The sequence below is a fragment of the Pseudomonas sp. Leaf58 genome (genome assembly GCF_003627215.1).
GTDB lineage: Bacteria > Pseudomonadota > Gammaproteobacteria > Pseudomonadales > Pseudomonadaceae > Aquipseudomonas.
Window position 1 is genome coordinate 1,140,800 of the sequence record NZ_CP032677.1, and the last position, 18,238, is coordinate 1,159,037.

The following is an 18,238-nucleotide window of genomic DNA, read 5'->3' on the forward strand; positions in this document are numbered from 1 at the left end:
CATGACCAACAAGATCATCCAGCAGCTCGAAGCCGAGCAGATGAGCAAGGAAATCCCAACCTTCGCACCAGGCGACACCGTTGTCGTCCAGGTTAAAGTGAAGGAAGGTGAGCGTTCCCGTCTGCAGGCGTTCGAAGGCGTTGTTATCGCCAAGCGTAACCGTGGTCTGAACAGCGCCTTCACCGTGCGCAAGATCTCGAGCGGCGTTGGTGTAGAACGTACCTTCCAGACCTACAGCCCGCAAATCGACAGCCTGGCCGTGAAACGTCGTGGTGACGTGCGTAAAGCCAAGCTGTACTACCTGCGCGACCTGTCCGGCAAAGCCGCTCGCATCAAGGAAAAACTGTCCTGAGTACAGTTTGCCCGGTGGCCAAGGCCGCCTAGCGAGAAAAAAGCAGCCTTCGGGCTGCTTTTTTGCGTTTTGAAACCCCGAAAAAGATGTGATTTGTCATGACTACCCGAGACCAGGAAATCCAGCGCCGCACCGAGCTGTCGGTGACCCGCGTGACCAAGGCGGTGTTCCCCAATACCACCAACCACCACAACACCCTGTTCGGCGGCACTGCATTGGCCTGGATGGACGAAGTGTCGTTCATCGCTGCCACCCGCTTCTGTCGCCTGCCGCTGGTAACGGTGTCCACCGACCGCATCGACTTCAAGCACCCGATCCCGGCGGGCTCGATCGTCGAGCTGGTAGGTACGGTAATCAAGGTCGGTAATACCAGTTTGCAGGTGCAGGTGGATGTGTTCGTCGAGAACATGTACCTGGACGGGCGCGAGCGGGCGATCCACGGGGTGTTCAGCTTCGTTGCCATCGATGAAGACAAGCGCCCGGTGCCGGTGCTGCCACAGGCTTGAGTTCTCATGCTCCGGCCTCTTCGCGCGCGGCCTTCATGCCTGAGCCTTCCTTGTAGGAGCGGCTTTAGCCGCGAAGAGGCCAGTACAGACAACCCCTAAGCTGCTGTGAAACACTAGCCCCATCTCCAACACCCAGCAGCCCCGAATGCCCGCCCTAGACCACCCCCTGATCGACCAGTTTCTTGACGCCCTGTGGCTTGAAAAGGGCCTGTCCGACAACACGCGCGTGTCCTACCGCAGCGACCTGGCCCTGTTCAATGGCTGGTTGCAGGAGCGTTCGGTCAGCCTACCCGACGCCGGTCGCGAGCTGATCCTCGACCACCTGGCCTGGCGCATCGACCAGGGCTACAAACCACGCTCTACCGCACGCTTTCTGTCGGGCCTGCGCGGTTTCTTCCGTTATCTGCTGCGGGAAAAGCTGGTGGCCATCGACCCGACCCTGCAAGTCGACATGCCGCAACTGGGTAAACCACTGCCCAAGTCGCTGTCCGAAGCCGACGTCGAAGCCTTGTTGCAAGCTCCGGACCTGGGCGAAGCCATCGGCCAGCGTGACCGCGCCATGCTCGAAGTGCTCTACGCCTGCGGCCTGCGTGTTACCGAACTGGTCAGCTTGACCCTCGACCAAGTCAACCTGCGCCAAGGCGTGCTGCGGGTGATGGGCAAGGGTAGCAAGGAGCGTTTGGTGCCCATGGGCGAAGAGGCAGTGCTATGGTTGCAGCGCTACCTGCGCGACGGCCGCGCCGAATTGCTTAATGGCCGCCCCAGCGACGTCTTGTTCCCCAGCTTGCGCGGCGAACAGATGACCCGACAGACCTTCTGGCACCGCATCAAGCACCACGCCCAAGTGGCCGGCATCGACAAGTCACTGTCGCCTCACACCTTGCGCCATGCTTTCGCCACCCACCTGCTCAACCACGGCGCCGACCTGCGGGTGGTGCAGATGCTGCTGGGCCACAGCGACCTGTCGACCACGCAGATCTACACCCACGTCGCCAAGGCCCGCCTGCAGCAACTGCACGCCCAGCATCACCCGCGTGGATGAATGTTTTTCATGTTTCATCGACCGGTCCTTGCGGGGCCCTTCACCGGGTGTGTGATGTGGTAGGCTTGGGCGGTTTGCACCAAGGGCCGCACAGTCACCGGGTATTTTCCCCAGGTGGCGCCTTCCGGTCCCTGTCCGCCTTCAGGAGTTCCCATGCGCGTGACCCAGTTTTTCGCCGCCGCCATGTTGGCGCTGGCCAGTACCTTGGCGGTTGCCGCGGCAACCGACAGCAATGCCGGTGCCGAGCAGGCCATTCGTAAATCGTTGCAGAACCTCGAGCTGGAGGTGCCCGTCGAAAGCGTGGCCAGCAGCCCGGTCAGTGGCCTGTATGAAGTCAAGCTGCAGGGCGGCCGTGTGCTGTACGCCAGTGGCGACGGCCAGTTCGTGATGCAGGGCTACCTGTTCCAGATCCAGGACGGCAAGCCGGTAAACCTCACCGAGAAGACCGAGCGCTTGGGTATCGCCAAGCTCATCAACGGCATTCCAGCTGCCGAGATGGTGGTTTATCCTGCCAAGGGCGAGACCAAGTCGCACATCACCGTATTCACCGACACCACCTGCCCGTACTGCCACAAGCTGCACGCCGAAGTGCCTGAGCTCAACCGCCGTGGTATCGAAGTGCGCTATGTCGCCTTCCCACGCCAGGGGCTCGGCTCGGCGGGTGACCAACAGTTGCAGGCGGTGTGGTGCTCCAGCGATCGCCGTGCGGCAATGGACAAGATGGTCGAGGGTGAAGAAATCAAGGCCGCCAAGTGCGCCAACCCAGTCGGCAAGCAGTTCGAGCTTGGCCAGTCGATCGGTGTCAACGGCACGCCGGCGATCGTGTTGGAAAGCGGCCAGGTCATTCCGGGCTACCAGCCGGCACCGCAGGTTGCCAAGCTGGCACTTGCCAAGTAAACCAATTCAGTACGCCGTCGTCATGGGGTGACGGCATGTTTCACGGTCGGCAAACGTGTCGGCCGTTCAATGGGGAGTTCACAGTGAAACCGGTCAAAGTAGGCATCTGTGGGTTGGGGACCGTCGGTGGCGGAACCTTCAATGTACTTCAGCGCAACGCCGAGGAGATTGCCCGCCGTGCCGGGCGCGGTATTGAAGTGGCACAGATCGCCATGCGCTCGCCGAACCCGAACTGCCAGATTACCGGTACCCCCATTACCGCTGACGTGTTCGAAGTTGCGAGCAACCCGGAGATCGACATTGTCATCGAGCTGATCGGTGGCTACACCGTGGCCCGCGACCTGGTGCTCAAGGCCATCGAAAACGGCAAGCACGTGGTCACCGCCAACAAGGCGCTGATCGCCGTGCACGGCAATGAAATCTTCGCCAAGGCCCGCGAGAAGGGCGTGATCGTCGCCTTCGAAGCGGCCGTGGCCGGTGGCATCCCGGTGATCAAGGCCATTCGCGAAGGCCTGTCGGCCAACCGCATCAATTGGCTGGCCGGCATCATCAACGGTACCGGCAACTTTATCCTCACCGAAATGCGTGAGAAGGGCCGTGCGTTCCCGGACGTGCTGGCCGAAGCCCAGGCGCTGGGCTACGCCGAAGCCGACCCAACCTTCGACGTCGAAGGCATCGATGCCGCGCACAAGCTGACCATCCTGGCCTCGATCGCGTTTGGCATCCCGCTGCAATTCGACAAGGCCTACACCGAAGGCATCACCCAGCTGACCACCGCTGACGTGAACTACGCCGAGGCCCTGGGCTATCGCATCAAGCATCTGGGCGTGGCCCGTCGCACCGCCGAAGGCATCGAGCTGCGCGTACACCCAACGTTGATCCCGGCCGACCGCCTGATCGCCAACGTCAACGGTGTGATGAACGCGGTCATGGTCAACGGTGACGCCGCAGGTTCTACCCTGTACTACGGCGCCGGTGCCGGTATGGAGCCTACCGCTTCGTCGGTGGTCGGCGACCTGGTCGACGTGGTCCGTGCCATGACCTCCGACCCGGAAAACCGCGTACCGCACCTGGCCTTCCAGCCGGACTCGCTGTCGGCCCATCCGATCCTGCCGATCGAAGCCTGCGAAAGCGCTTACTACCTGCGCATCCAGGCCAAGGATCATCCAGGCGTGCTGGCCCAGGTGGCCAGCATTCTGTCGGAGCGTGGCATCAACATCGAGTCGATCATGCAGAAGGAAGCTGAGGAGCAAGACGGCCTGGTGCCGATGATCCTGCTGACCCATCGCGTGGTCGAACGGGGTATTAACGACGCCATTGTCGCGCTGGAAGCCCTGCAGGACGTAGTTGGCAAGGTCGTGCGCATCCGCGTCGAACAGCTCAATTAACAAATTTTGCCGTCGGGCCGCCAGCGCGGCCCCGGCCCCAGCATCGAAGGTTTTGCACCCATGCGCTATATCAGTACTCGCGGCCAGGCACCGGCCCTGAATTTCGAAGATGTGCTGCTGGCTGGCCTGGCCAGTGACGGCGGGCTATACGTCCCAGAAAACCTGCCACGCTTCACTCAGGAAGAAATCGCTTCGTGGGCCGGTCTGCCGTACCACGAACTGGCCTTCCGCGTGATGCGCCCGTTCGTCGAAGGCAGCATCGCCGACGCTGACTTCAAGAAAATCCTCGAAGAAACCTACGGTGAGTTCGCCCATGCCGCGGTGGCCCCGCTGCGTCAGCTGAACAGCAACGAGTGGGTGCTGGAGCTGTTCCACGGCCCAACCCTGGCGTTCAAGGACTTTGCCCTGCAGCTGCTCGGCCGCCTGCTCGACCATGTGCTGGCCAAGCGCAACGAACGCGTAGTGATTGTCGGCGCCACCAGCGGTGACACCGGCTCCGCCGCCATCGAAGGCTGCCGCCGTTGCGACAACGTCGACATCTTCATCCTGCACCCGCACCAGCGCGTGTCGGAAGTGCAGCGCCGGCAGATGACCACTATCTTCGGTGACAACATCCACAACATCGCCATCGAAGGCAACTTCGATGACTGCCAGGAAATGGTCAAGGCCAGCTTCGCCGACCAGTCGTTCCTCAAGGGCACCCGCCTGGTAGCGGTCAACTCGATCAACTGGGCGCGGATCATGGCCCAGATCGTCTACTACTTCCATGCAGCCCTGCAGCTGGGTGGCCCAGCGCGCTCGGTGGCGTTCTCGGTGCCGACTGGCAACTTCGGCGACATCTTCGCCGGCTACCTGGCGCGCAACATGGGCCTGCCGGTCAGCCAGCTGATCGTCGCCACCAACCGCAACGACATCCTGCACCGCTTCATGAGCGGCAACCAGTACGTCAAGGAAACCCTGCACGCGACCCTGTCGCCGTCGATGGACATCATGGTCTCGTCCAACTTCGAGCGCCTGCTGTTCGACCTGCACGGGCGCAACGGTGCTGCAATTGCCGAGCTGATGGACAACTTCAAGCAAGGCGGCGGTTTCAGCGTCGAGCAAGACCGCTGGACTGAAGCCCGCAAGCTGTTCGACTCGCTGGCTGTGAGCGACGAGCAAACCTGCGAGACGATCGCCGAGGTGTTCGCGGCCACTGGGGAAGTGCTCGACCCGCATACTGCAATTGGCGTCAAGGCCGCCCGCGAGTGCCGCCGCAGCCTGGACACGCCGATGGTGGTGCTGGGTACCGCGCACCCGGTCAAGTTCCCGGAAGCGGTGGAGAAGGCCGGTGTAGGTAAGGCACTGGAGTTGCCGGCGCACCTCACCGACCTGTTTAGCCGTGAAGAGCGTTGCACGGTGCTGGCCAATGACCTGAAGGCTGTACAGGGCTTTGTCAGCCAGCATGGTAACCGCGGCAAGCCGCTGTAAAAATTGGGGCCGCTCTGCGGCCCATCGCCGCCAGCCAGCGATGGGCTGCAAAGCAGTCCTGATTCTTCGACTTTTCCGTCAGCCTTATCAGAAAGGTCCTATTCAGGCACGCCTAGAGCAACGCCTAGATTAGCCGGTCCTCCCATCAGGAGCGGCTCATGCACCAGCCCTACGTGTTGATTCACCAGGCTCGCCCATCCCACCAGATCCTCCTGCACCAGGCGCTGAACGCCCAGGGCATCTTCAATGTGCGCATCAGCGAAACCAGCGCCGACCTCGACGCCTGCCTTGTCGCTGAATGCCGTCCCGACCTACTGATCCTCGATCATGCCATGCCAACCGGTACCGGGCTTGCCTTGCTCGCACAGCAGCACTGTGCCCGCGCGTTGCTGTTTGTCGGCCAGGCCAGCCCCACGCGTCAAAACCTTGCCCAAGCAGCCAAGGACCACGGCATGTGGGTGCTCGCCGAACTACCCTGGCCTCTGTCGACGCCCAAGCTGCAGCGTGCTTTGCAAGCACTGCAAGTGCGCCCGTGGCGGTGTATTCAAACTGTCACGTGCACCCCGCATGCTCACTGAAGCAGCCGCGGTGTAACGAACTTTCCGCTGCGTCTGTTGGTCAGTTTCTCTATCTCCCACCACGCAGCGAGTGATCCGGATGGAAAGAATCTGCAGACTGCTCAACGAAGCCTTGGCCCCCTACCAGACCCACCTTGGCATCGCCGATGCCCAGGGTAATCGCCAATTGACCGTTCACGACCACCTCGCCGGCATCACCTTGCGGCGCACGGTCAACGAGCGGCAGTTGCACGAGCACCGCCTGTTGATCGATGTGGTAGATGGCCTGCACCGTGACTTGCAAATAGCCGAAGGGCGGTTGCAGCCTTGTGTGATCGCAGCACTGCAGCAGCGCCAGCCACCCCAGGGAACCTTTGCCTGAGTGGCTTATCAGACGCTGTAGGGGCAGCCAGCCAGTGCTTTGCTCCGGCGCTGGCTAGGTTGCCACTGGAAGCCCAAGGGCTTTCGCTTGGCCCCGGGCGTCTTCCCCAGCGTCCGGGGTTTCTTTTTTGCATCTACAGCTTGCCCTTTTGGGGCGCGGCCTTGCGTCGCGCCCACCACGGACTGCGTGGTCCGCAGCTACTTTTCCTCGAAGAAGCGCCGGCTTTCTTGCAGATAGTCTTCCTGCAGTGCAGGGTCCAGCCAGCGCGCATACAACCCCGGCAATACATCCCGGCGCAAGGCAGGCAGCAACTGATCAATATGGGCAACCGCCGCGCGCCCCAATTCGCTGTCGGAACACCCCACATGGAGAAACTGATAGCGCTCAACCCCCTGCACCGGATGAAACTGGTAGTCAGCCAGCGACCCGCCTTGCTGCTGGATCAGGTAGCGCACTTCAGGCCAATAGCCGAGTACTAGGCGCAGGCGCCCCAGCTGTTGCATCTGTAGCAGGTTGGCGGTGGCTTCATTGCCGTAGTGGCGGCTGAGCGCGCTGTCGGGCAATTGGCGCAGGATGCTGTCGATCTGCGTGCCGTAGCTGCGCTCGGCGACGATCCCCAGCTTCAGTGTGTTGTTGCTCAGCAGGCCATGCAGGTCCACCTCCTGGTCTTCGAGGTACCGCGCCACCAGTGCTTGGTTTTCCTTGCGGAGCACCAAGCCACCGCTGAGCACCCCTAAGGACGGCATGGAAAAACGCACGTACTCGGCGCGTTCGGCGGTCCACAGCAGGGTCGGGTCGCAGGTGAAGCTGTTCGGGTCCTGCAGCATCTGGATGCCGCGCGCGCGGTTGACCCGCACGATGCTGTGGTCGTACTCGGGCATCTGCTCGATCAGTAGGGGCAATAGCTGGTCGATCACCCCTTGGCCTTGTTGCGGCCCTTCAAAAACGGTAAACGGCGGCAGGTCACGCACCAGCCAGAAAATGCGTTCCTTGGCGCTGGCAGGCTGCAGCAACAAGGCCGGTAGCAGCCAGCACAACAGGACCAGTTGGCGTAGGCGACGGGCAGTAGGCATGGGCGGCAGCGCCAGGGGTCAGACCGTGCCTGCCGCGCGCAAGCCTGCAATGGCTGCCGCGTCATAGCCCAGGCCGCTAAGCAATGCCTCGGTGTGTTCGCCCAGCGCCGGGCCGACCCACTCGGCGGAACCGGGAGTGTCCGACAGCTTGGGCACAATGCCCGGCATGCGGAAGGGTTTGCCGTCCGGCAGTTTGGCCTGCAGGAACATTTCGCGTGCCAGGTACTGCGGGTCGTTGAACATGTCTTCGGCAGAATAGATGCGGCTGGCCGGTACTTCGGCGGTGTTCAACACCTGCAGCAGTTGCTCCAGCGGCAGGCTGTTGGCCCAGCGGTCGATCACCCCGTACAGCTCGTCGCGGCGCAGGTCGCGGCCATCGTTGGTGGCCAACGTTGGGTCATCGGCGAGGTCGGTGCGGCCAATAGCCAGCATGAAACGCTTGAAGATCGCGTCACCGTTGGCACCGATCTGCACATGCTTGCCATCGGCGCTGGTGTGGATGGAGGAGGGGGTAATGCCCGGCATGATGTTGCCGCTGCGTTCGCGGATAAAGCCGAACACATCGAACTCCGGAACCATGCTTTCCATCATGGCGAAGATCGCCTCGTACAGCGCCACATCCACCACCTGGCCCTGGCCGCCGTTCACTTCCCGGTGGCGCAGCGCCATCAGCGCGCCGATCACCCCCCACAGGGCGGCAATCGAGTCACCGATGGAAATACCCGTGCGCACCGGCGGGCGGTCGTCGAAGCCGGTAATGTAGCGCAGGCCGCCCATCGACTCGCCAACGGCACCGAAGCCTGGCTGGTCCTTCATTGGCCCGGTCTGGCCAAAGCCCGACAGGCGCACCATCACCAGGCGTGGGTTGAGCGCATGCAGCACGTCCCAGCCCAAGCCAAGTTTTTCCAACACGCCCGGGCGGAAGTTTTCGATCAGGATGTCGGCCTCGGCCAGCAGCTTCTTGAGAATCTCGCGGCCCTCAGGGTGCTTGAGGTTGAGGGTGAGCGACTGCTTGTTGCGGGCCTGCACGAACCACCACAGCGATGTGCCCTCGTACAGCTTGCGCCATTTGCGCAGCGGGTCGCCGCCATCGGGCGATTCGACCTTGACCACCTCGGCGCCGAACTCGGCACAGATACGCGAGGCGAACGGCCCGGCGATCAGGGTGCCGAGTTCGACAACTTTGAGGCCGGTAAGGGGTTTGCTGGGCGTCGACATGGGGCATCCGTGGCAGCTGGGCAGAGCCGTGGTTTTATCACACGTCGGTTTCGCCGGGTACTGCTGCGGCGCATGGAAGGTGTGGATGGGTTAGACTGTGGCACTTTTCTTTTGCACGAAGCCCGTCGACCATGGCCCAGCCGTCCACCACCTACAAGTTCGAACTGAATCTGACCGACCTCGACCGTAACGTCTACCAAAGCGTCAAGCAGACCATCGCCCGCCACCCTTCGGAAACCGAAGAGCGTATGGCGGTTCGTCTGTTGGCGTATGCGCTCTGGTACAACGAAAACCTGTCGTTTGGCCGCGGTCTGTCGGATGTCGATGAACCGGCGCTGTGGGAAAAAAGCCTGGACGATCGCGTGCTGCATTGGATTGAGGTCGGCCAACCGGATGCCGACCGCCTGACCTGGTGCTCACGGCGCACCGAACGCACCAGCCTGCTGGCCTACGGCAGCCTGCGGGTGTGGGAGGGCAAAGTGGTGGGTGCGGTCAAAAACCTGAAGAACCTGAGCATTGCCGCGGTGCCGCAAGAGGTCCTGGAAACCCTGGCGACCGACATGCCGCGCAGTATCAAGTGGGACGTGATGATCAGTGAAGGTACGGTATTCGTGACCGACGACCGTGGCCAGCATGAAGTACAACTGCAGTGGCTGCTCGGTGAGCGTGGCTGAAGCAACCCATGCGTATCGAACCTCGCCCCCTGCCGTCGACCCTGCCATTCCTGGGTAACCTGCCCCCTTTGCTGACCCGCTTGTACGCCGCGCGCGGCGTGCAGAGCGAAGCCGAACTGGACAAAAGCCTGGCGCGCCTGCTGCCGTACCAGCAGCTCAAGGGCATCGAGGCTGGTGTCGACCTGTTGGTCGAAGCCCTCGACCAGCGCCAGCGTATCCTCATCGTCGGTGACTTCGATGCCGACGGTGCCACCGCCAGTACCGTCGGCGTGCTGGGCCTGCGTCTGCTGGGTGCGGCCCATGTCGATTACCTGGTGCCCAACCGCTTCGAATATGGCTACGGCCTGACCCCAGAAATCGTCGAAGTGGCGCTGCAGCGCCAGCCGCAGCTGCTGATCACCGTGGACAACGGCATTTCCAGCGTCGAAGGTGTGGCGGCCGCCAAGGCCGCCGGGCTCAAGGTGCTGGTCACCGACCACCACCTGCCGGGCGCGCAGTTGCCCGACGCCGACGCCATTATCAACCCCAACCAGCCGGGTTGTAGCTTCCCGAGCAAGGCGCTGGCCGGGGTAGGGGTAATTTTCTACGTACTGATGGCCCTGCGTGCGCGCTTGCGCAGCCTCGGGCGCTACCAAGCGCAACCACAGCCGAACATCGGCGAGCTGCTCGACCTGGTGGCGCTGGGCAGCGTCGCCGACGTGGTGCCGCTAGACGCCAACAACCGCATTCTGGTGCACCAGGGCCTGGAACGTATCCGCGCCGGTCGCGCCCGGCCAGGGCTGAAGGCCATTCTTGAAGTGGCTCGCCGCGATCACCGGCGTATCACCTCAACCGACCTCGGCTTCATCCTCGGCCCGCGGCTAAATGCTGCCGGGCGCCTGGATGACATGAGCCTGGGCATCGAATGCCTGCTGTGCGAAGACGCGGCTTTGGCCCAGGACATGGCCCAGCAACTGGACGACCTGAACCAGGATCGCAAGTCCATTGAACAGGGTATGCAGCGCGAGGCGCTGGCCCAGCTCAAGGACTTGCCGGTCGAGTCGATGCCGTACGGCTTGTGCTTGTTCGATGGCGACTGGCACCAGGGTGTGATTGGTATTCTGGCTTCGCGTCTGAAGGAGCGTTATCACCGGCCGACCATCGCGTTCGCCGACGCCGGTGACGGCATGCTCAAAGGCTCGGCGCGGTCGGTGCCGGGGTTTCATATTCGCGATGCGCTGGATGCTGTGGCAGCGCGCCAGCCACAACTGATCAGTAAGTTCGGCGGCCACGCCATGGCCGCCGGTTTATCGTTACCCGAGGCCAATTTCCCTGCATTTGCCGAGGCGTTTGACGAAGAAGTGCGCCGCCAGCTGCGCGAAGAAGACCTGACGGGCCGGTTGTTGTCCGATGGCAGCCTGGCGGTGGAAGAGTTCCACCTCGACCTGGCCAAGGCCCTGCGCCATGCCGGGCCTTGGGGCCAGCACTTCCCCGAGCCGCTGTTCCATGGCGTGTTCCAGCTGGTGGAGCAGCGCGTGGTGGGCGAGCGGCATTTGAAGGTGGTGCTCAAGAGCGAGTGCGGGTCGCTGCGGCTGGATGGGATTGCCTTTGGCATTGACCGCGAAGTGTGGCCGAACCCGACGGTGCGCTGGGTGGAACTGGCCTACAAGCTGGATGTGAACGAGTTTCGTGGTAATGAAAGCGTGCAGTTGATGATTGCGCATATGGAGCCGCGCTGACTGTGGCCATCGCACGGGTTGCTAGATGCCTACCCAAAATCCCAGGGAACCTTCCGCCCCATCATTCTGGTCTAGTCTGATTAATGACCGGACCCGGGCCAGGGACGTGCAATTGAGTGTCCGGGCCGGATCACCATTGGAGTCCTTGGGAGGTGCCCTCATGAGCCTGCTGCTCGAGCCTTACACCCTGCGTCAGCTGACCCTGCCCAACCGCATCGCCGTTTCGCCGATGTGCCAGTATTCCGCTGTCGATGGCCTGGCCAACGACTGGCACCTTGTTCACTTAGGCAGCCGCGCCGTGGGTGGTGCTGGCCTGGTAATCACTGAAGCCGTGGCCGTGACCGCCGATGGCCGCATCACCGCTGAAGACCTGGGCCTGTGGAACGATGCCCAGGTCGCCCCGTTGCAACGCATCACACGTTTCATCACCGCCCAAGGCGCCGTACCCGGTATCCAGCTGGCCCACGCCGGGCGCAAGGCCAGCACCTATCGCCCGTGGCTGGGCAAGCAAGGCAGCGTCAAGCCTGAAGAGGGCGGTTGGCAGCCGGTGGGGCCGTCGAAGATCGCCTTCGACCCGCAACACACGGCACCGCGCGAGTTGAACCATGACGAGATCCAGGATGTGATCGCCGCCTTCGTCGCCTCGACCAAGCGTGCCTTGAGTGCCGGCTTCAAGGTAGTGGAAATCCACGCCGCCCATGGCTACCTGCTGCACCAGTTCCTGTCGCCACTGAGCAACCAGCGCCGCGACGAATACGGCAGCTGCTTCGAAAACCGTATTCGCCTGACCCTGCAGGTGGTGGAGGCCGTGCGCAAGGTCTGGCCTGCCGAGCTGCCACTGTTCGTGCGGGTATCGGCGACCGATTGGGTGGAGGATGGCTGGAACCCGGATGAAACCGTCGAACTGGCCCGCCGCCTGCGGAGCTTGGGTGTCGACCTGATCGACGTATCGTCTGGTGGCACGTCGGTCAACGCCGAAATCCCCACCGGCCCCGGCTACCAGACCCGCTTCGCCGAGCGCGTGCGCAAGGAATCGGAAATTGCCACCGGCACCGTGGGCATGATCACCGAACCGGCCCAGGCCGAGCACATTCTGCGCACCGGCCAGGCCGACATCATCTTCCTCGCCCGCGAACTGCTGCGCGACCCGTACTGGCCGCTGCATGCCGATGACGACCTGGGCGGTAACAAGGCCACTTGGCCGGCGCAATACCAGCGTGCGACCAGCCGGGCCAACCCAATTCACGAGTCGGACCTGCGCGACTAGGTTTTACCTGTACTGGCCTCTTCGCGGGCAAGCCCGCGCCTACAGGTACATCACACCCTGTAGCAGCGGGCTTGCCCGCGAAGAGGCCAGTAGATTTAGCATGTGTACTAATGCTTGATCATCACATGCCGCACACAGGTGTAGTCCTCCAGCCCATACATCGACAGGTCCTTGCCATACCCCGAGTGTTTCTGCCCGCCATGGGGCATTTCGCTGACCAGCATGAAGTGGGTGTTCACCCAGGTGCAGCCATACTGCAGGCGCGCCGCCAGGCGGTGGGCGCGGCCCGTGTCGCGGGTCCATACCGATGAAGCCAGGCCGTAGTTGGAGTCGTTGGCCCACTCCAGCGCCTGCGCCTCGTCGGTGAAGCGGGTGACCGACACCACCGGGCCGAACACTTCGTTACGCACGATCTCGTCGTCCTGCAGGGCATCGGCCAGTACGGTCGGCTCGAAGAAGAAGCCGTCACCCGCAATGGCCTTGCCGCCGGTCACCAGGCGAATGTGTGGCTGGGCAACGGCCCGTTGTACCAGCCCAGCCACCTTGTCACGGTGCTGAGCACTGATCAGGGGGCCCAATTCGGTGTCTTCGGCTTCCTGCAAGCCCGGCTTGAGGCTGGCTACGGCTTCACCCAGGCGCTCGACGAAGCGCTCGTAGATACCCTCCTGCACATACAGGCGGCAGGCCGCGGTGCAGTCTTGGCCTGCGTTGTAAAAGCCAAAGGTGCGGATGCCGTCGATGGCCGCATCCATGTCAGCATCGTCGAACACCAGTACCGGAGCCTTACCGCCCAGTTCCATGTGCATGCGTTTCACGCTGTCGGCGGTGGCGCTGATGATGTGCGTGCCGGTGGGGATCGAGCCGGTCAGCGACACCATGCGTACCTTAGGGTGGTTGACCAGCGGGTTGCCGACGGTTTGGCCACGGCCGAAGAGGATGTTCAGCACCCCCGGTGGCAGCAGGTCCTGGGCCAGTTCGCCCAAGCGCAGGGCGGTCAGCGGGGTCAGCTCGGAGGGCTTGATCACGACCGTGTTGCCGGCAGCCAGGGCCGGGGCGATCTTCCACGCCAGCATCATCAACGGGTAGTTCCACGGTGCGATGGAGGCGACCACGCCTAGCGGGTCGCGGCGGATCATCGAGGTGTGGCCCGGCAGGTATTCGCCCGCCGCCAAACCGCCCAGGCAGCGGGACGCGCCGGCGAAATAGCGAAACACATCGGCAATCGCCGGGATCTCGTCATTCAGTGCGGCGCTCAGGGGCTTGCCGCAGTTTTGCGACTCCAGCCGGGCCAGTTCATCACCATGGGCTTCGATGGTGTCAGCCAGCGCCAGCAAGGTTTGCGCGCGGTCCTTGGGGCTGGTTTGCGACCAACTGTCGAAGGCCTGGTCGGCGGCGCGGACGGCGCTGTCCACCTGGGCCTCGCTGGCTTCGTTGATCTGCGCCAGGGCAGTGCCCTGCGCCGGGTTGAGCACGGTCCAGGCCGGGCCTTCGCCAGCGACCAGCTGGCCATTGATGAGCATCTGCGTTTGCATCGGGGACTCCTCCGGGGTCATTTGCCACTGCCCGCGACGCTTTCGCCGCCACGGGTCAGGTAATAGGCGCCAAGGATCGGCAGCATGGTCACCAGCATCACCAGCATGGCGACCACATTGGTCACCGGCACGTCGCGCGGGCGGCTGAGCTGGTTGAGCAGCCAGATTGGCAGGGTGCGTTCGTGGCCGGCGGTGAAGGTAGTGACAATGATTTCATCGAACGACAGGGCAAAGGCCAGCATGCCGCCGGCGAGCAGCGCCGAACCAAGGTTGGGCAGGATGATGTAGCGGAAGGTTTGCCAGCCGTCGGCACCAAGGTCCATCGAAGCTTCGATCAGGCTCTGCGAAGTCCGCCGCAGGCGGGCGATCACGTTGTTGTAGACAATCACCACGCAGAACGTGGCGTGGCCAACCACGATGGTGAATACCCCAGGCTCGATCCCCAAACGCTTGAACGCTGAGAGCAGGGCGATACCGGTGATGATGCCGGGCAGGGCGATGGGTAGGATCAGCATCAGCGAAATGCTTTCTTTGCCGAAAAAGCTGCGCCGGTACAGCGCCGCCGAGGCCAGTGTGCCGAGCACCAGGGCGATCAGCGTGGCCAGGCAGGCCACCTGCAGCGACAGCTTGATCGCTTCCAGTACATCGGGCCGGGCGAAGGCCACGGCGATCCATTTCAGGGTAAAGCCTTTGGGGGGGAAGCTGAACGCCGCGTCTTCGGTGTTGAAGGCGTACAGCAAGATGATCAGGATCGGAAAATGCAGAAACACCAGCCCGCCCCAAGCGGCCAGGCGCAGCCCGATCGAGGCTTTTTCAGAGTGCATCGAAGGCCCCCAGGCGCTTGACGATGGACAGGTACACCGCGATCAGCACGATCGGCACCAGGGTGAACGCGGCAGCCATCGGCATGTTGCCGATCGCCCCCTGCTGGGCATAGACCATGCTGCCAATGAAGTAACCGGGCGGGCCGACCAGTTGCGGCACGATGAAGTCGCCCAGGGTCAGCGAGAAGGTGAAAATCGAGCCGGCGGCAATGCCTGGGATCGACAGCGGCAGAATCACTTGCACAAACGTTTGCCCGGGCCGGGCGCCGAGGTCTGCCGAGGCCTGCAGCAGCGACGGCGGCAGGCGCTCCAGCGAGGCCTGGATCGGCAAGATCATGAACGGCAGCCAGATGTACACGAACACCATGAAACGCCCCAGGTGCGAGGTTGACAGGGTGCTGCCGCCCACGCCGGGCAGCGCCAGCACGGTTTGCAGCAGGGCATCCAGGTGCAGCTGCTGGACGAACCACTGGGCCACGCCGCCCTTGGCCAGCAGCAGGGTCCAGGCGTAGGTCTTGACGATGTAGCTGGCCCACATCGGCATCATCACCGCGATGTAGAAAAACGCCTTGGTCTTGCCGCTGGTATAGCGCGCCATGTAGTAGGCGATGGGGAAGGCCAGCACCGCGCTGGCCAGTGATACGGCCACCGCCATGCCCAGGGTACGCAGGATGATGTCGAAGTTTGACGGGTTGAACAGGGCGACGAAGTTGCCCAGGGTCAGGTCCGGGGTCACCGCCATGGTGAAGTCGTCGAAGGTATAGAAACCTTGCCACAGCAGGTTCAGCAGCGAGCCCAGGTAGATCGCGCCAAACCAGGTCAGCGGCGCGACCAGCAGCAGGGCCAGGTACAGGTTGGGGCGCCGGTACAGCAGGTTGGACAAACCGCGCAATGTGCTCATGTCAGCGGCCCTCGGTTTCCTGCAACACGGTCATGGCTTCACGCGGCCAGTGCGCCGCTACCCGTTGCCCGGCTTGCCAGGCCTGTGCCTGTGCCTGCCAGCGGTCATTGGCCTGGCTCACCGCCAGCAGCTGGCCGCTGTCCAGTTGCAACTCGTAGCGGGTGGCGCTGCCTTGGTATTGGATATCGCGCAACAGGCCGCTGACCTGCACGTGGTCGCTGGCCGTGGCCAGCTCGCCCAGGCGAATGTGTTCGGGGCGGATAGAGAAGGGCGCTGGGTTGCCATTCAGCGCCATGGCTATTTCGCCGCGCACCACGTTGGAGGTGCCGACGAATTCGGCGACGAAGGTGGTGGCCGGTTGCATGTACAGGTTGCGTGGTGTGTCGACCTGCTCGATACGGCCGCGGTTGAACACCGCTACCCGGTCGGACATTGACAGCGCTTCGGTCTGGTCGTGGGTGACGAAAATGAAGGTGATGCCCAGTTGGCGCTGCAGCTTTTTCAGCTCGCCCTGCATCTGCTCGCGCAGTTTCAGGTCCAGCGCGCCCAATGGCTCGTCCAGCAGCAGTACCCGTGGTCGGTTGACTAGCGCCCGGGCCAAGGCCACGCGCTGGCGCTGGCCGCCGGACAGCTGCGCCGGCTTGCGCGCGCCGTAGCCGGCCAAGGCCACCATCGCCAGGGCTTCCTCGGCGCGGCTGCGGCGTTCGGCCTTGGCCACGCCTTTTACCTTGAGGCCGTAGGCAATGTTGTCCAGTACGTTCATGTGCGGGAACAGTGCGTAGTCCTGGAACACCGTGTTGACGTCGCGCTGGTAGGGCGGCACACCGGCAGCTTCGACGCCGTGGATGCGGATCGAGCCGCTGCTGGGTTGCTCGAAGCCGGCGATCAGGCGCAGGCAGGTGGTCTTGCCCGAGCCGGAAGGGCCAAGCATGGAGAAAAACTCGCCATCGATGATGTCGATGCTGACCTGGTCGACGGCTTTGACCTCGCCGAAGGTGCGGGAAACTTGGGTGAACTGGACGGCTAGGGGCATGCGCGGGCTCCGGACAACGATATTTCTCCTGTGCCGGCCTCTTCGCGGGCAAGCCCGCTCCTACAGGTACAGCGCCACCCTCGCAGGCGGTGATGAACCTGTAGGAACGGGCGAGCCCGCGAAGAGGTCGGGCAGACATTCAGGCAACGTCAGCGCCCACCCATGATGGCAATGTAATCCTGGGTCCAGCGGCTATACGGCACGAACTTGCCGCCCTGGGCCTGCGGGGTTTTCCAGAAGGCGATCTTGTCGAAGTTGTCGAAACCGTTAGTCTTGCAACCGTCGGCGCCCAGCAGCTCGCTGCCGGTACACGCCGCCGGCACCGCCGGCAACGAGCCGAACCAAGCCGCGACGTCACCCTGTACCTTCGGCTGCAGTGACCAATCCATCCACTGGTAGGCACAGTTGGGGTGCTTGGCCTCACTGTGCAGCATGGTGGTGTCGGCCCAGCCGGTCGCGCCTTCCTTGGGAATGGTCGAGGCCACAGGCTGCTTCTCGGCCTTCAGGCCATTGACCATGTAGCCCCAGGAGCTGGAGGCGACCACGCCTTCGTTTTTCACGTCGCTCATCTGCACCGTGGCGTCATGCCAGTAGCGGTGGATCAGCGGTTGCTGTTGGCGCAGCAGTTCCAGTACGGCTGTGTATTGGGCTTCGTTAAGCTCATAGGGGTCCTGGATGCCCAGTTCCGGCTTGGCCGTCTTCAGGTACAGCGCCGCGTCGGCAATGTAGATCGGCCCGTCGTAGGCCTGGACGCGGCCCTTGTTCGGCTTGCCGTCGGGCAGGTTCTGCGGCTCGAACAGTACGCCCCAACTGGTGGGCGCCTGCTTGAACACGTCGGTGTTGTACAGCAGTACGTTTGGCCCCCACTGGTACGGGGTGCCGTAGACCTGCTTGTCGACCACGTACCAGCCACCGTTCTGCAGGCGTGGGTCGATGTTCTTCCAGTTGGGGATCAGCGCGGTGTTGATCGGCTGCACCCGCTTGCCGGCGATCAGCCGCAGCGAGGCATCGCCCGAGGCCGTGACCAGGTCGTAGCCGCCCTTGGTCATCAAGCTGACCATTTCGTCCGAGGTGGCGGCGGTCTTGACGCTGACCTTGCAGCCGGTTTGCTTCTCGAAGCCGGTGACCCAGTCGTAGGCCTTGTCGCTTTCACCGCGCTCGATGTAGCCGGGCCAGGCAACGATGTCCAAACGCCCCTCGCCGGGCCCCAGGGCCTTGGGCGTTTCGGCAGCCTGCAGGCTGGCGCTGGCCAGCACGGCAGCGGTGATGGCGCCGAGCAATGCGGTGTCGTGCACTGACATGGTGTTCCCTCTTCTTGGAGATCTTGGTCGGGGCAGTTTTCAACGGTGGCGCGAAGTATTGGCGATATCGAGTCTAGTTGGCTTTTTGCCCGCTAATGCAACA

The 18,238-nt window shown here is 63.1% G+C and carries 18 protein-coding genes; 11 read left to right on the forward strand and 7 right to left on the reverse strand.

Annotated features, from left to right (window positions below):
• The first annotated feature begins 1 nt into the window (after position 1).
• From rplS to DV532_RS05375, 8 genes are all read left to right on the forward strand, one after another.
• A complete protein-coding gene (gene rplS / locus DV532_RS05340; protein WP_003252148.1) occupies positions 2 to 352 on the forward strand; it encodes a 50S ribosomal protein L19 in 351 nt (116 codons plus the stop codon).
• A gap of 98 nt (positions 353 to 450) precedes the next feature.
• Positions 451 to 858, forward strand: a complete 408-nt coding sequence (locus DV532_RS05345; RefSeq protein ID WP_009683444.1) for an acyl-CoA thioesterase — start codon at positions 451 to 453, stop codon at positions 856 to 858.
• Positions 859 to 1,003: 145 nt separating this feature from the next.
• The gene (xerD, locus tag DV532_RS05350; protein WP_056796217.1) at positions 1,004 to 1,900 is read left to right on the forward strand and encodes a site-specific tyrosine recombinase XerD; all 897 of its coding nucleotides are present in this window, start codon (positions 1,004 to 1,006) and stop codon (positions 1,898 to 1,900) included.
• 153 nt (positions 1,901 to 2,053) lie between these two features.
• On the forward strand, positions 2,054 to 2,797 hold the full coding sequence (locus DV532_RS05355) for a thioredoxin fold domain-containing protein (RefSeq protein WP_056796220.1): 744 nt from the start codon (positions 2,054 to 2,056) through the stop codon (positions 2,795 to 2,797).
• Positions 2,798 to 2,880: 83 nt separating this feature from the next.
• On the forward strand, positions 2,881 to 4,185 hold the full coding sequence (locus DV532_RS05360; RefSeq protein ID WP_056796222.1) for a homoserine dehydrogenase: 1,305 nt from the start codon (positions 2,881 to 2,883) through the stop codon (positions 4,183 to 4,185).
• Positions 4,186 to 4,245: 60 nt separating this feature from the next.
• On the forward strand, positions 4,246 to 5,655 hold the full coding sequence (gene thrC / locus DV532_RS05365; protein WP_056796224.1) for a threonine synthase: 1,410 nt from the start codon (positions 4,246 to 4,248) through the stop codon (positions 5,653 to 5,655).
• A 158-nt stretch (positions 5,656 to 5,813) separates the two neighbouring features.
• A complete protein-coding gene (locus tag DV532_RS05370) occupies positions 5,814 to 6,233 on the forward strand; it encodes a histidine kinase (RefSeq protein WP_056796226.1) in 420 nt (139 codons plus the stop codon).
• Positions 6,234 to 6,312: 79 nt separating this feature from the next.
• Positions 6,313 to 6,594, forward strand: a complete 282-nt coding sequence (locus DV532_RS05375) for a DUF3509 domain-containing protein (RefSeq protein ID WP_056796231.1) — start codon at positions 6,313 to 6,315, stop codon at positions 6,592 to 6,594.
• A gap of 197 nt (positions 6,595 to 6,791) precedes the next feature.
• Here the strand turns inward: DV532_RS05375 and DV532_RS05380 are convergent, their stop codons facing one another.
• Both DV532_RS05380 and DV532_RS05385 read right to left on the reverse strand, forming a co-directional pair.
• Positions 6,792 to 7,667: a TIGR02285 family protein gene (locus DV532_RS05380; RefSeq protein ID WP_056796234.1), complete on the reverse strand. Its 876-nt coding sequence runs from the start codon at positions 7,665 to 7,667 to the stop codon at positions 6,792 to 6,794.
• A gap of 18 nt (positions 7,668 to 7,685) precedes the next feature.
• Positions 7,686 to 8,885 carry a CaiB/BaiF CoA-transferase family protein gene (locus tag DV532_RS05385; protein WP_056796237.1) on the reverse strand — a complete coding sequence of 400 codons (1,200 nt, stop codon included), beginning with the start codon at positions 8,883 to 8,885 and terminating at the stop codon, positions 7,686 to 7,688.
• Between the two features lie 131 nt (positions 8,886 to 9,016).
• Here DV532_RS05385 and DV532_RS05390 point away from each other — a divergent pair, with 131 nt between their 5' ends.
• The 3 genes from DV532_RS05390 to DV532_RS05400 all read left to right on the forward strand — a co-directional run bounded on the left by DV532_RS05390 (position 9,017) and on the right by DV532_RS05400 (position 12,544).
• Positions 9,017 to 9,559 (forward strand): YaeQ family protein, encoded by a 543-nt coding sequence (locus DV532_RS05390; protein WP_056796240.1) that lies wholly within the window; start codon positions 9,017 to 9,019, stop codon positions 9,557 to 9,559.
• An 8-nt stretch (positions 9,560 to 9,567) separates the two neighbouring features.
• Positions 9,568 to 11,277: a single-stranded-DNA-specific exonuclease RecJ gene (gene recJ, locus DV532_RS05395; protein WP_056796243.1), complete on the forward strand. Its 1,710-nt coding sequence runs from the start codon at positions 9,568 to 9,570 to the stop codon at positions 11,275 to 11,277.
• Between the two features lie 160 nt (positions 11,278 to 11,437).
• Positions 11,438 to 12,544: an NADH:flavin oxidoreductase/NADH oxidase gene (locus DV532_RS05400; protein ID WP_056796247.1), complete on the forward strand. Its 1,107-nt coding sequence runs from the start codon at positions 11,438 to 11,440 to the stop codon at positions 12,542 to 12,544.
• 107 nt (positions 12,545 to 12,651) lie between these two features.
• Here DV532_RS05400 and DV532_RS05405 read toward each other — a convergent pair whose 3' ends face one another.
• From DV532_RS05405 to ydcS, 5 genes are all read right to left on the reverse strand, one after another.
• A complete protein-coding gene (locus DV532_RS05405; protein ID WP_056796250.1) occupies positions 12,652 to 14,076 on the reverse strand; it encodes a gamma-aminobutyraldehyde dehydrogenase in 1,425 nt (474 codons plus the stop codon).
• Between the two features lie 17 nt (positions 14,077 to 14,093).
• Positions 14,094 to 14,900: an ABC transporter permease gene (locus tag DV532_RS05410; RefSeq protein ID WP_056796254.1), complete on the reverse strand. Its 807-nt coding sequence runs from the start codon at positions 14,898 to 14,900 to the stop codon at positions 14,094 to 14,096.
• A complete protein-coding gene (locus DV532_RS05415; protein WP_056796257.1) occupies positions 14,890 to 15,801 on the reverse strand; it encodes an ABC transporter permease in 912 nt (303 codons plus the stop codon). The genes DV532_RS05410 and DV532_RS05415 overlap by 11 nt, the downstream gene beginning before the upstream one ends.
• Position 15,802: 1 nt before the next feature.
• Complete coding sequence (locus DV532_RS05420; RefSeq protein WP_056796258.1) at positions 15,803 to 16,834, reverse strand: ABC transporter ATP-binding protein; 1,032 nt, start codon at positions 16,832 to 16,834, stop codon at positions 15,803 to 15,805.
• Positions 16,835 to 16,983: 149 nt separating this feature from the next.
• Positions 16,984 to 18,135 carry a putative ABC transporter substrate-binding protein YdcS gene (gene ydcS / locus DV532_RS05430; protein ID WP_056796261.1) on the reverse strand — a complete coding sequence of 384 codons (1,152 nt, stop codon included), beginning with the start codon at positions 18,133 to 18,135 and terminating at the stop codon, positions 16,984 to 16,986.
• Positions 18,136 to 18,238: the final 103 nt, after the last annotated feature.

Coding starts and splice junctions, on each gene's coding strand:
- rplS (WP_003252148.1), top strand. CDS start 2: ATGACCAACAAGATCATCCAGCAGCTCGAAGCCGAGCAGATGAGCAAG.
- ydcS (WP_056796261.1), bottom strand. CDS start 18,135: ATGTCAGTGCACGACACCGCATTGCTCGGCGCCATCACCGCTGCCGTG.
- DV532_RS05385 (WP_056796237.1), bottom strand. CDS start 8,885: ATGTCGACGCCCAGCAAACCCCTTACCGGCCTCAAAGTTGTCGAACTC.
- DV532_RS05355 (WP_056796220.1), top strand. CDS start 2,054: ATGCGCGTGACCCAGTTTTTCGCCGCCGCCATGTTGGCGCTGGCCAGT.
- DV532_RS05420 (WP_056796258.1), bottom strand. CDS start 16,834: ATGCCCCTAGCCGTCCAGTTCACCCAAGTTTCCCGCACCTTCGGCGAG.
- xerD (WP_056796217.1), top strand. CDS start 1,004: ATGCCCGCCCTAGACCACCCCCTGATCGACCAGTTTCTTGACGCCCTG.
- DV532_RS05345 (WP_009683444.1), top strand. CDS start 451: ATGACTACCCGAGACCAGGAAATCCAGCGCCGCACCGAGCTGTCGGTG.
- DV532_RS05410 (WP_056796254.1), bottom strand. CDS start 14,900: ATGCACTCTGAAAAAGCCTCGATCGGGCTGCGCCTGGCCGCTTGGGGC.
- DV532_RS05405 (WP_056796250.1), bottom strand. CDS start 14,076: ATGCAAACGCAGATGCTCATCAATGGCCAGCTGGTCGCTGGCGAAGGC.
- DV532_RS05400 (WP_056796247.1), top strand. CDS start 11,438: ATGAGCCTGCTGCTCGAGCCTTACACCCTGCGTCAGCTGACCCTGCCC.
- DV532_RS05390 (WP_056796240.1), top strand. CDS start 9,017: ATGGCCCAGCCGTCCACCACCTACAAGTTCGAACTGAATCTGACCGAC.
- recJ (WP_056796243.1), top strand. CDS start 9,568: ATGCGTATCGAACCTCGCCCCCTGCCGTCGACCCTGCCATTCCTGGGT.
- DV532_RS05370 (WP_056796226.1), top strand. CDS start 5,814: ATGCACCAGCCCTACGTGTTGATTCACCAGGCTCGCCCATCCCACCAG.
- DV532_RS05415 (WP_056796257.1), bottom strand. CDS start 15,801: ATGAGCACATTGCGCGGTTTGTCCAACCTGCTGTACCGGCGCCCCAAC.
- DV532_RS05380 (WP_056796234.1), bottom strand. CDS start 7,667: ATGCCTACTGCCCGTCGCCTACGCCAACTGGTCCTGTTGTGCTGGCTG.
- thrC (WP_056796224.1), top strand. CDS start 4,246: ATGCGCTATATCAGTACTCGCGGCCAGGCACCGGCCCTGAATTTCGAA.
- DV532_RS05375 (WP_056796231.1), top strand. CDS start 6,313: ATGGAAAGAATCTGCAGACTGCTCAACGAAGCCTTGGCCCCCTACCAG.